This window comes from Planktotalea sp., from assembly GCF_018607965.1.
Lineage (GTDB): Bacteria > Pseudomonadota > Alphaproteobacteria > Rhodobacterales > Rhodobacteraceae > Planktotalea.
This window is the reverse complement of sequence record NZ_JABBAM010000178.1, coordinates 1-11,635: the sequence shown is the minus strand read 5'-3', so window position 1 is coordinate 11,635 and position 11,635 is coordinate 1. Positions and strand designations below refer to the sequence as shown.

Sequence of the window (11,635 nt, the reverse complement as noted above, 5' to 3'; positions counted from 1 at the left end):
ATGATTTCACCTATGACACCTATAGTGTCGTGGACATGGAATTCCCCAGTGGTCCCGAGGATGCGGACGGTTGGTTGATCTCAGGGTCCAAACATGGTGCCTACGAAGATCACGCCTTCATTCCTGCGCTAGAGGACTTGATACGTAAAATCACAACAACAGGCCGCCCTTTGGTTGGCGTTTGTTTTGGTCATCAAATTATCGCACAGGCGCTTGGTGGAACCGTTGAAAAATTTGCAGACGGTTGGGCCATTGGGAACCATGAATATCAGATTGGCGATGAAACCTACAAGCTGAACGCTTGGCATCAAGATCAGGTCACACGCCTGCCCGATGGCGCGCGTCAGGTCGGCACAAATGAATTCTGTAAAAATGCGATGATTTATTATGAGGGCAAAGCGCTGACTATCCAGCCCCATCCGGAATTCAATGGCCAAGCCGTCACTGGCCTTTTGGAAACGCGTGCGGATACCGTTCCGCAGGATTTGCAAGCGATCGCGCGTGCCAGATTGGCGCTTAGCGAAGACAATCAAAAAATGGGCGCACGCCTTGCGCATTTCTTCAAAACAAAGAGCTTCTCATGAGCGACTGGAAAGACAACCTGCCCGAAACCGCCGCGGCCTATTTAGAGGGGCGCAAACTGGATGAGGTAGAGTGCATCATTTCTGACCTTCCCGGCATTGCGCGCGGCAAAGCTGTGCCTGCGAGCAAATTCGCAAAACAAGATCAGTTCTTTTTGCCCGATTCAATATTTTACCAAACAATTACAGGGGATTGGGGCGAAGCTGCAGGGGACGAAGGTTTCATCGAAAAGGACATGATCCTAAAGCCTGACATGAGCACAGCCACCGCAGCACCATGGACAGGCGACTGGACGTTACAAGTTATTCACGACGCCTATGATCGCAAAGGCGAACCCGTTCCGTTCAGCCCTCGCAACGTTTTAAAAAATGTTGTGCAGCAGTACCGGAATCGCGGTCTTGAGCCTGTTGTCGCGCCTGAGATGGAGTTCTTTCTGGTTGCGCGCAACATTGATCCCGCAATTGCGATCAAGCCGATGATGGGCCGTTCCGGTCGCCCTGCCGCCGCGCGTCAAGCCTATTCGATGACGGCTGTGGATGAATTCGGCCCCGTGATTGACGACATCTATGACTTTGCCGAAGCGCAGGGTTTTGAGATCGATGGCATCACCCAAGAAGGCGGCGCTGGTCAGCTTGAAATCAACCTTCAACACGGTGACCCCGTCAAACTGGCAGACGAAGTGTTTTTCTTCAAACGCTTGATCCGCGAAGCGGCTTTACGCCACGATTGCTTTGCGACTTTCATGGCGAAACCGATTGAGCAAGAACCCGGCAGCGCGATGCATATTCACCACTCGATTTTGGACATCGAAACGGGTCAAAACATCTTTTCCGGCCCTCAAGGTGGCGAAACCGATGCGTTTTTCCACTATATCGCAGGTCTTCAGAACCACCTGCCCTCAGCCATTGCCGTGCTTGCGCCTTACGTGAACAGTTACCGCCGCTACGTGAAAGACCACGCAGCGCCCATCAATTTGGAGTGGGCCCGCGACAACCGCACAACGGGCATTCGCATTCCGCTCTCGGACACAAAAGCGCGCCGCGTCGAAAACCGTTTGGCTGGCATGGACTGCAATCCCTACCTTGGCATCGCGGCCTCACTCGCCTGCGGACTGCTGGGTTTGATCGAAGAAGAACGCCCCGACAAGCAGTTCAAAGGCGATGCCTATGACGGCGAAGAAGATATACCGCGTACGTTGGGCGAGGCTTTGAACGTCTTTGAAGAAGCCACGAAACTGCACGATATTCTGGGCCCCGAATTTGCCCGTGTTTATGCAATCGTGAAACGCGCCGAATATGAAGAGTTCTTGCAAGTCATCTCCCCATGGGAGCGCGAGCATCTTTTGTTGAACGTATGAACCTACTGTTTTCAAACGACAAACGTGGTGAATACCCCGCGAGCTGGTATGCCGCAACCGCAACGCCACTAGAGCCCTTCGCCGCATTGCGCGGTGAAAATCGCGCGGATGTTTGTATCATTGGTGGCGGATATACGGGCCTGTCAGCAGCGCTGCATTTGGCGGAATTCGGGTACGATGTTGCACTGGTTGAGGCCCATCGCGTCGGATTTGGTGCCTCTGGTCGCAATGGCGGTCAGCTGGGATCAGGCCAGCGTATGGATCAAGACGGGTTGGAGGGTTTGATGGGGCGCGACACTGCGCATCAGCTTTGGGCAATGGCGCAAGATGCCAAAGCCTTGGTCAAAAACCTGATCGCCGAGCACAAAATAGATTGCGACCTTAAACCCGGTATCGCCGATCTTGGTTTTGGAAACCGTGACGTGAAAGAACTACAAGACTACGCACACAAGCTGCAAGACGACTACGGTTACAATGAACTTGAGGCGTTGGACGCGGACGCCGCCCATGCGCTTTGCCCGTCCCCTGCTTACAAGGGTGGGTTTGTGGATTGGGGGGCCGCGCATTTGCATCCGCTGTCCTTTGCTTTGGGCCTCGCAAAAGCAGCTTCAAACGCAGGCGCGCGCATTTATGAGATGAGCCATGTGCACCATATCAAAGAAGGTGCCGAGGCGATTGTACAAACCGATAAGGGGCGCATAAAAGCCGATCATGTGATCTTGGCTGGCAACGGATATCTTGGGAATTTGAACCGCAAAGTGTCTGCACGGGTGATGCCGATCAATAATTTTATCGCAGCAACCGAACCTTTGGGGGATGATGCCGCGCTCGTTCTTGCCAAGGATATTGCGGTTGCAGACACGAAATTCGTCGTTAATTATTTCAGGTTAAGCCAAGATAATCGCCTGCTTTTTGGCGGTGGTGAAAATTATGGCTATCGTTTTCCGAACGATATCGCAGCCAAGGTGCGCAAGCCTATGACCGAGATCTTTCCACATTTACGCGATGTGAAAATCGACTATGCATGGGGCGGAACGCTGGGCATCACGATGAAACGTATGCCCTACCTCGCTCGTGTTGCGCCCAATATCCTAAGCGCATCGGGCTATTCTGGGCATGGTGTTGGGAATGCGGTGCAAGCTGGCAAGCTGATGGCGGATAAGATCCACGGTCAGGCTGCGGGCTTTAACACGATGGCCAGTATCCCTGCCCCAAGTTTCCCCGGTGCAGGCGCGTTACGTTCACCACTTTTGACGCTCGCAATGAGCTGGTACGCAATGCGCGATCGGCTTGGCGTGTAGTTACTTACCCAACTTTGACAGTTTTTCCTGCAAATCCGCCAATTGCGATTTGATCGCGTCCAGATCTTCGCTGGACTCCGTTGCCGTGACGGGCGCGTCTTCTTGAGCAGGTGCAGCACTTGGCGTTCCAGGTGGCGTCCAATTGCCCCCTGTCATTGCCTTGAAGAACGCTTCTTGCTGCGTGCGGAATGCTTCCATTCCAGGAATTTGGGCTATTGGGCTGGCTTTCGTCACCGTATCAATCACCTTGGATTGACTGTCACGCAGCATATCAAAAGACATGGATAGAAACTGCGGAACCACGCTGCTGGCTTGGCTGGTGTAACTGCGCACAAGGTCCGTTAAAACCGCGACGGGCAAAACGCTTTCGCCTTTGCTTTCGCGTTCAGCCACGATTTGCAGCAAATATTGACGGGTCAAATCATCACCGGACTTCAAATCAATGATCTGGACATCGCGTCCGTCACTGATGAACCCTGAGATATCTTCCAGCGTCACGTAGTCGCTTGTTTCGGTGTTATACAGACGCCGACTTGCGTAGCGTTTGATCAAAAGCGGTTTAATTTCGTCGGTCACCTAAGGCGCCCTCCCAAAATGCAGCAGTGCAGAAAAGCTTATGCGAGTGCAGCACGAATGGGAACCAAAAAGAAAGGGGCCGATCTTGCGACCAGCCCCGACATTCGTTGTTGGGCTGGGAGGAACCCCAGCAAATGATCTTTTCTTTAAGCGTGGCTTACTTTGCCGCCGCTTTTTTAACAGCAGAAGTTGCTTCTGTTGTTGCTTTTTTGACAGCTGTCTGTGCTTCCTCGGACGCGCTTTTGCCAGCGGCCATCATCAACTCAGCAGTGTCCATCTGAACTTTTTTCGCGATTTCAGCGAAAGACGCGACGTGCTCGGATGCTGCTTCTGCAGATGCAGTCGCCATGTCAGACATTGCTTTTGCGTAATCTGCTGGCTCTGCTTTAACTTTTGCGAAGTCGGCAAATTTCGCCAAAGTGTCTTTTGCCCAAGCGGTAGAAAGCTCTGCAGACTTTTCAGCAGCAGATACGGAAACTGCAGCGAGCTTCTCGTTCAGTGACGCTGTCGTCTTGAACGCGTTGTCCATTGCAGAGGTGTCTACAGGAAAAGCACCCATCATGTCTTTCATGATCGCGGAGAAATCTTGTGTCTTAGCCATTTTCAAAATCCTTTTGTCTATTTTGCGGGCCAGCCCCGCTTCGTTCAACTAAAGTCAAATTATACGCTGCAGTGCGGCATTGCAAGAATTTTCTGCTGCACTGCGGCATACAAATTTTTACCATAAAAATCAGCGCCTTGCATTCAATTTCACGTATGTTCCGGGCGCATCGCACAACTCTGGGTGCATATCATCGCCAAGCTGCAGTGCAGCAATTTGCTTCCCTGAGCGCTTTTTCAACCATGATTCCCAACGCGGCCACCACGAGCCATCGCTAAATTCTGCCCCCGCCATCCACGCATCCGCATCAAGGGTCATATCGTCATTTGTGTAATGACCATATCTGTTACGGCTAGGTGGGTTTACGATACCCGCGATATGACCAGACTGGGTCACAATGAAAGTTTTCGACTTGCTGCTCATCTGTTTTGCGCCGTGATAGCAGGTTTTCCAGGCTGCAATGTGGTCCGTCTCGCACGCAATTGAGCAAACAGGAACATCAACGTCTTTAAGGTGCAGTGTCTCACCAAACATCTCAAACCCGCCATCCGCGAATTCGTTGGACTGGCAAAGACCACGCAAATACTGAACCGCCATGCGCCCTGGCAAGTTCGCGCCGTCCCCGTTCCAGAAGAGCAGATCGAACGCGGGAGGGGCCTCGCCCATCATGTAGCTTTTGATCGCGGGCGTGTAGACCAAGTCGTTCGAGCGCAAGAAACTGAACGTGCGCGCCATTATGAAAGATCGTAGCAACCCGTTCGCGTTCACTTCCTCCTCGATCCCATCGATGAAATCATTCTGCAGGAAGGGTGTGAATTCGCCTTGGTCTGAAAAATCGGTCAACGCCGTAAACAAAGTCGCTGACTTGATGCTTTTGTCCCCGCGCTTTTTCAAAAGCGACATCGTCAGGCTAAGCGTCGTACCCGCGATACAATACCCAATGCAGTTGACTTGTTCTTGACCTGTGATCGCTTTCACTTCGCGGATCGCGGTCAGGTAACCATCGTCCACATAATCCTCAAGCCCCGCATTCGCGAAGCTGTCGTCTGGATTGATCCACGACACCACGAACAGCGAATAGCCCTGCTCTGTGATCCATTTGATCATGCTATTCTGCTTTTTAAGATCGAGAATGTAGAACTTGTTGATCCACGGCGGGAACATAATCAACGGTGTTTCATGCACTGTTTCAGTGACGGGCGTATATTGGATAAGCTCCATCATACGATTGCGATAAATCACTTTGCCCGGTGTTGTTGCAATGTTTTCGCCCAACTTAAACGCTTTTTCGTCCGCCAGCTTGACGATCAACTCGCCCTCATTGGCCTCTAGATCACCCACAAGGTTCTCAAGCCCGTCGAGCAGGCTTTGCCCTTCTGTCGCCACTGCCTTTTCCAAAGCATCAGGATTTGTGCCCAAGAAGTTTGTCGGGGCCATCATGTCGATGATCTGTTGCGAAAAATACGTCAGGCGGCGCTTTTCCTTGGCATCAAGGTCTTCAACTTGCGCAACCGCCTCTGCGATTGCCTCGGAATTGATCAGGTATTGCTGCTTTACGAAATTGAAATAAGGGTGTGTGTTCCACATCGGGTTGGAAAACCGACGATCGCCTTGAAATGCATCGCTCGGCGCTTCTAGCTTGCCTTTGGCTAAAACCTGCTGGGCTTCGACGTAATGTTTAACAGATTTGCCCCAATAGGCAGCCTGCGTTTCAAACACCGACGCTGGGTTCTCAACCATCTTTTGCCAATAGGACGACATCGCACTCGTGAAAAGTGCTTGATCGGGGCCATTCAAAGCGGGATTTGCTTTGGCTTTGCCCGAAACGGCTTTCAACAACCGCTCTGAAAGAGCTTCGATTTTCGCCAAGTTTGCTTTCATTTGCGGGGAATTTTGACCTACGGTGTCGTCATTTGTTGTCATCTTAACTGTTCCCGCCTATCTTCGCTGCTGTGCAGCATAATGATTTTTAGTGTACCGTCGGATTTACCTAAGAGCAAAGCGACGAATTGAACCGCCCCTCCGAGAGGCGAAATCAGGCAAGGACAACCGATGAAATACATGGCCACCTACGATATGATGGAAACTATGCGTAACACGAACCAATGGCTCGGTGCGACGGCACGATCCATGTCAGCCTATCCTATGTTCTCTGCGATGCCCAACCCTGCTTTGCAAATGATTGGCGCATGGGGCGAAGTGACTGAACGCGCGTTCGAACGTATGATCACCAAGCCCGATTGGGGCCTTCATGATCTGACCTGCGCAGACGGGCGCGATCACCTGATCAACATTCGCACTGTCGTTGAACGCCCCTTCGCCGATCTCATTCATTTTGAAGTCGTCGGACGCGAGCCGATGAAGCGTAAGATCCTGCTCGTCGCACCCATGTCTGGCCACTACGCCACGCTGTTGCGATCGACCGTGAAATCACTCATTCCTGACGCTGAAGTTTACGTTACCGATTGGCACAACGCACGCGATATTCCTGTGTCAGCGGGTAAGTTCGACGTTGAAGACTACACCTTATACCTTGTTGATTTCATGCGTGATCTTGGCCCTGACACCCATGTGATTGCTGTGTGCCAGCCTGCACCATTGACCCTTGCCGCAACCGCCTATCTGGCAGAGCAAGATCCAGATGCGCAACCCCGTTCCTTGACCCTAATCGGTGGACCAATTGACCCTGATGCTTCGGCAACCGACGTAACTGATTTTGGACATCGCGTGACGATGGGCACGCTGCAAGAGACAGCAATTCAGCGCGTTGGCTTCTCCCATCAGGGCGTGGGTCGCAAGGTCTATCCCGGGTTGCTTCAGCTTGCTTCTTTCATGTCGATGAACGGCGAACGTCACTCAAAAGCGTTCCAAGATCAGGTCATGCGCACCGCCCAAGGCGAGGCGTCTGAGCACGATCAACACAATCGTTTCTACGATGAATATTTAGCGGTTATGGACATGCCCGCGGAGTTCTATTTATCCACCGTAGAGCGCATCTTTAAGAACGGCGAAATCGCAAAGAACGAGTTTGTTGTTGATGGTCACAGGGTCGATATTGGTAAAATCACAACGGTCGCTGTGAAGACCGTTGAAGGGGACAATGATGACATCTCAGCCCCCGGCCAATGCGTTGCTGCACTTGCATTGTGTACTGGCCTGCCTGATTCGAAAAAGGCCAGCCATCTTGAGCCAGGTGCCGGTCACTACGGTATTTTCGCGGGTCGGAGCTGGCGCAATAACATTCGCCCACTCGTTTTAGACTTCATTGATGCAAATAGTGACGCGCCTAAAGCCAAGAAGAAAAAGGCTGCTGCTAAGTAATAATAAAGTGCGGCGCATTTCAATGAATGCGCCGCCCTTTTTACATCGCGAGAACCGTATCGAGCATCGCTTGCGTGCCTTTGGAAAACTCCAACGGACACGCATATGCCTCACCCCGCATCGCGTGTTGGAAGGCTTCGACTTGCAACACATAGTGATTATCACGCGGCCAGCGAAAGACCTCGCTTGATCCGTTACTGCTTACCAATTCCAAACGCGCCTCACCGTAAACCAACGGATTGAACGGCGCAGTCAGACGCGCAACGCCTTTTTCGCCATGAAATTCCATGTATTGCCAGGGCGTCATTCGCATAGACGTGGTGCTGTCATAGGTGAAACCCTCGAATTCTGCCGTGACTTGGGCGTGTACATCTACGCCGGCTTCGCGCGTGATCTGTGCAGACACGATGCGCAAAGGCTCCTGCCCTGTCACGAACCGCGCAGAGCCAAAGGTGTAGACGCCAATATCACGCAATCCACCGCCGCCGCGCGCCGCTTGCTGACGAATATTCGTGGTGTCCGCACTATTATCATAGCTGAAGGTCCCGCCTACGCGACGCAACGCACCCAACGCGCCGTCTTGAACTAGCTCTCGCATTTTTTGCCATTGCGGGTGATGCACGATCATAAACGCTTCAGCAGCGAAAACCCCTGTGCGATCCCGTGCAGTGATCAAAGTGTCAATTTCAAGAACACTCATTCCAACCGGTTTTTCAACTAAGACCGCTTTGCCCGCTTCAACCGCCTTCAATGCCCAAGGGACATGAAGATCGTTGGGAAGTGGAATGTAAATCGCATCGATATTTGGGTCAGCTAATAGCGCGTCATAGTCAGTGTGAACTGTTAAATTCGGAGCCAATTTCTGAAAAGGTTCTGCCTTCGCAACATCACTGGTTGCCAATGCTGCGAGCTCTGCGCCCTCAGCCTGAACAATCGCAGGTCCCATATGTTCGCGGGCAAATTTAGCAGCGCCCAAAATGCCCCAGCGTGTGATTTCCATGAAAAAGCCTCCCCTCAAAGTATGAGGAGAGGCTATCAACAACTTACCAGCACTCAAGGGTTAAGCGCTTGCGAGCATGCCTTTTTCTTCTGCAGATGCACGCATACTTTCTTGAAGCTTCTCAAACGCGCGCACTTCGATTTGGCGAATGCGCTCGCGGCTGACGCTGTACTGCGTGCTTAGCTCTTCCAGTGTAACGGGCTTATCCGACAAACGACGTTGAACCAAAATGTCTTTCTCGCGGTCATTCAGAACCTGCATCGCATCGACGAGCAATTCACGACGCGCTTCCAATTCATCGCGCGCTTCATAATCACCAGCTTGATCAGCATCTTCGTCTTCCAGCCAATCCTGCCATTGCATCGTGCCCTCACCCTCAGATCCAACTGTGGCGTTCAAAGACGCGTCCCCGCCCGACATACGTCGGTTCATCGAAATCACTTCTTTTTCAGTTACACCCAGATCATTCGCGATCCGCGCAACGTTTTCAGGACGCATGTCGCCTTCTTCCAAGGCACCGATACGGTTCTTTGCTTTGCGAAGGTTAAAAAACAGCTTTTTCTGTGCGGACGTCGTACCAAGTTTTACCAAAGACCAGCTACGCAGGATGTATTCCTGAATGGCCGCACGGATCCACCACATGGCATAAGTTGACAGACGGAACCCCTTCTCAGGGTCAAAGCGCTTAACAGCTTGCATCAAACCAACATTCGCTTCCGAAACCACTTCAGCTTGTGGCAAACCATAACCACGATAGCCCATTGCAATTTTCGCAGCCAGGCGCAGGTGAGATGTAACCATCTTATGCGCCGCAGCGGTGTCTTGCTTTTCGACCCAGCTTTTGGCGAGCATGTATTCTTCTTCCGGCTCCAACATTGGGAATTTCCGGATTTCTTGCATGTAGCGGTTTAAACCGCCTTCTGGTGTTGGTGCGGGTAGATTTGCGTAATTGGCCATGTCCCTGCCCTTTTATGTTTAATGCATTAACATGCAGTTAATCAGCGCGAAGCGTGGTTTCAAGTACCCCACATCTTTGCGGTGTTGCATTATAAATGGGACCAGCGCGCGCAAGTTACCAGATTTGTGTCTGCGCAATCACGCGCATGTGCTGTGCAATCGCTTATTCGCGTAAATATTGTAACAATTGGGCCATGTCTTCTGGCAACTCCGCCTCAAAGCGCATCATTTCACCGCTTATCGGATGTTCAAAACCCAAAAGCGCGGCGTGCAAAGCTTGACGATCAAAGCCACGCGCAGCGTCCAAGCCCGCCTGAGATAGCGCTTTTGCAGGCAGTTTACGACGCCCGCCATAGGTAGGGTCACCAAGCAGACCGTGTCCTGCATGCGCCATGTGAACACGAATTTGATGCGTGCGCCCCGTTTCCAAACGGCATTCAACCAGCGCCAGACACGCAGGATTTCCGAACCGCTCCACCAACTTCGCACGCGTCACTGCGTGGCGGCCTTTTCCAAACAGGACTGCTTGTTTTTGGCGATCGAACTTGTGGCGCGCCAGTTGGGTGGTCATTTTAAGGATGCCACCCGTTTCAAAACTTGCGCCCCGAATACCGCGCAGACGGGGATCGGACGCCTCTGGCACACCATGTGTCACCGCAAGATATGCGCGTTCTGCAGTATGCGCTGCAAACTGTGCTGCAAGACCATGATGCGCGGCGTCAGATTTTGCGACGACCAGTAAGCCACTGGTATCCTTATCAATGCGATGGACAATACCAGGGCGCTTTGATCCGCCAACGCCTGACAACTTTCCGCCAAAGTGATGCAAAAGCGCATTCACTAACGTTCCCGAAGGCGTTCCGGGCGCGGGATGAACGACCATGCCAGCGGGCTTGTTCACAACGATCAGATCGTCATCTTCATACACCACATCAAGTGGGATATCTTCGGGTTCGATGTGGCTCTCGGTCGCCTCTTCGACCGTTATTGCGACCTCTGCACCCTCTTGAACCTTGGCTTTTGGATCGCGCTGCACGATTCCGTCGATTGTCACCGACCCTGCCTCAAGCAGTTTGGCGATGCGCGTGCGCGAAAGCGCGGCACTCTCTGGCACATCGCGCGAAAGCGCTTTATCAAGACGCTGCGGCGGCTCTTCCTGAACCGCAAAAGTAATAATGGACGCGCTCATGCTGCCCCCTGAACAAGAAATTGAAGAACCCGCCCAATTGCGATTCTTGCGCCGTCTTGTAACTGTGCTGACGGCGGTGATGATTGGCGGGGTTTTACTCATTATCGTGATGCTTGTCATCCGCTTGAATGACAAACCTGCGCTGTTGCCCGAAATCGTTGTATTACCTGACGGCGTTGAGGCCAAAGCAGTAACGCAAGGCGAAACATGGTTCGCTATCGTCACACAAAACGATGAGATTTTGATCTTTGATCGGTTCAGCGGAAAGCTGCATCAGCGTATTCAGATCGAACCTGTCGAATAACCCGCCACCAAGGTCAGATTAACCATTCAATAACTTCCACATTAATTGAGATGAGTTGATCCGCATAGATTAACACATCCTTAAAGGCCTGCGGCAGAAGTCGCACCGACCTCTCACTGCCTTCTTTCACTCATGTATCGTACATTGGAGATCGCTGTGAGACTTAGTTCGTTAACCATTATTGTAACAAGTAGCATCTTTTTATCCGGCTGTGCCAACGACAAGACCCTGCATTTTGTCGCGGGCGCAGCCGGATAAAAATATATCACTCATCACAGTCAAAGCCCTATGGCTGGTTGTGCGGCGGCCCTAACCGCGGGTATCGCAAAAGAGCTTTATGATAGTAAATTTAGTGGCGTTGTAGATAGGAATGACGCGATCGCAACGGGCGTGGGTTGCATGTATACGGTCCGGTTTTGACCAGTGACACACTTTTCGCGCGATTTT

The 11,635-nt window shown here is 52.0% G+C and carries 11 protein-coding genes; 5 read left to right on the top strand and 6 right to left on the bottom strand.

All coding sequences use genetic code 11. The annotated features are described in order from the left end of the window. The 3 genes from QZ279_RS15570 to QZ279_RS15560 form a co-directional block, all read left to right on the top strand. A partial coding sequence (locus QZ279_RS15570; protein ID WP_293452668.1) for a type 1 glutamine amidotransferase occupies positions 1 to 584 on the top strand: 584 nt, incomplete at its 5' end. Next, positions 581 to 1,939, top strand: a complete 1,359-nt coding sequence (locus QZ279_RS15565) for a glutamine synthetase family protein (RefSeq protein WP_293452666.1) — start codon at positions 581 to 583, stop codon at positions 1,937 to 1,939. The genes QZ279_RS15570 and QZ279_RS15565, both read left to right, overlap by 4 nt. Next, positions 1,936 to 3,240, top strand: a complete 1,305-nt coding sequence (locus QZ279_RS15560; protein ID WP_293452670.1) for an FAD-binding oxidoreductase — start codon at positions 1,936 to 1,938, stop codon at positions 3,238 to 3,240. Before QZ279_RS15565 ends, QZ279_RS15560 begins: the two co-directional genes overlap by 4 nt. Here QZ279_RS15560 and phaR read toward each other — a convergent pair whose 3' ends face one another. The 3 genes from phaR to phaC all read right to left on the bottom strand — a co-directional run bounded on the left by phaR (position 3,241) and on the right by phaC (position 6,340). Beyond that, positions 3,241 to 3,816, bottom strand: coding sequence for a polyhydroxyalkanoate synthesis repressor PhaR (gene phaR / locus QZ279_RS15555; protein ID WP_293452664.1), 576 nt, complete (start codon positions 3,814 to 3,816; stop codon positions 3,241 to 3,243). 157 nt (positions 3,817 to 3,973) lie between these two features. Continuing rightward, positions 3,974 to 4,417, bottom strand: coding sequence for a phasin, PhaP (locus tag QZ279_RS15550; RefSeq protein WP_293452662.1), 444 nt, complete (start codon positions 4,415 to 4,417; stop codon positions 3,974 to 3,976). A 129-nt stretch (positions 4,418 to 4,546) separates the two neighbouring features. After that, positions 4,547 to 6,340, bottom strand: coding sequence for a class I poly(R)-hydroxyalkanoic acid synthase (phaC, locus tag QZ279_RS15545; protein WP_293452660.1), 1,794 nt, complete (start codon positions 6,338 to 6,340; stop codon positions 4,547 to 4,549). 129 nt (positions 6,341 to 6,469) lie between these two features. On the opposite strand from phaC, the gene phaZ reads away from it, so the two are divergent. Then, complete coding sequence (phaZ, locus tag QZ279_RS15540; protein WP_293452657.1) at positions 6,470 to 7,738, top strand: polyhydroxyalkanoate depolymerase; 1,269 nt, start codon at positions 6,470 to 6,472, stop codon at positions 7,736 to 7,738. Between the two features lie 40 nt (positions 7,739 to 7,778). On the opposite strand, the gene QZ279_RS15535 is transcribed toward phaZ, so the two are convergent. The 3 genes from QZ279_RS15535 to QZ279_RS15525 all read right to left on the bottom strand — a co-directional run bounded on the left by QZ279_RS15535 (position 7,779) and on the right by QZ279_RS15525 (position 10,884). Beyond that, positions 7,779 to 8,738, bottom strand: a complete 960-nt coding sequence (locus QZ279_RS15535) for a Gfo/Idh/MocA family oxidoreductase (RefSeq protein WP_293452654.1) — start codon at positions 8,736 to 8,738, stop codon at positions 7,779 to 7,781. 60 nt (positions 8,739 to 8,798) lie between these two features. Beyond that, the gene (gene rpoH / locus QZ279_RS15530; RefSeq protein WP_293452651.1) at positions 8,799 to 9,695 is read right to left on the bottom strand and encodes an RNA polymerase sigma factor RpoH; all 897 of its coding nucleotides are present in this window, start codon (positions 9,693 to 9,695) and stop codon (positions 8,799 to 8,801) included. A 163-nt stretch (positions 9,696 to 9,858) separates the two neighbouring features. After that, the gene (locus QZ279_RS15525) at positions 9,859 to 10,884 is read right to left on the bottom strand and encodes an RluA family pseudouridine synthase (protein ID WP_293452648.1); all 1,026 of its coding nucleotides are present in this window, start codon (positions 10,882 to 10,884) and stop codon (positions 9,859 to 9,861) included. Between QZ279_RS15525 and QZ279_RS15520 the strand changes: the two genes are divergently transcribed. After that, on the top strand, positions 10,883 to 11,188 hold the full coding sequence (locus QZ279_RS15520; RefSeq protein WP_293452646.1) for a DUF6476 family protein: 306 nt from the start codon (positions 10,883 to 10,885) through the stop codon (positions 11,186 to 11,188). The two genes, QZ279_RS15525 and QZ279_RS15520, sit on opposite strands and share 2 nt — an antisense overlap. Positions 11,189 to 11,635: the final 447 nt, after the last annotated feature.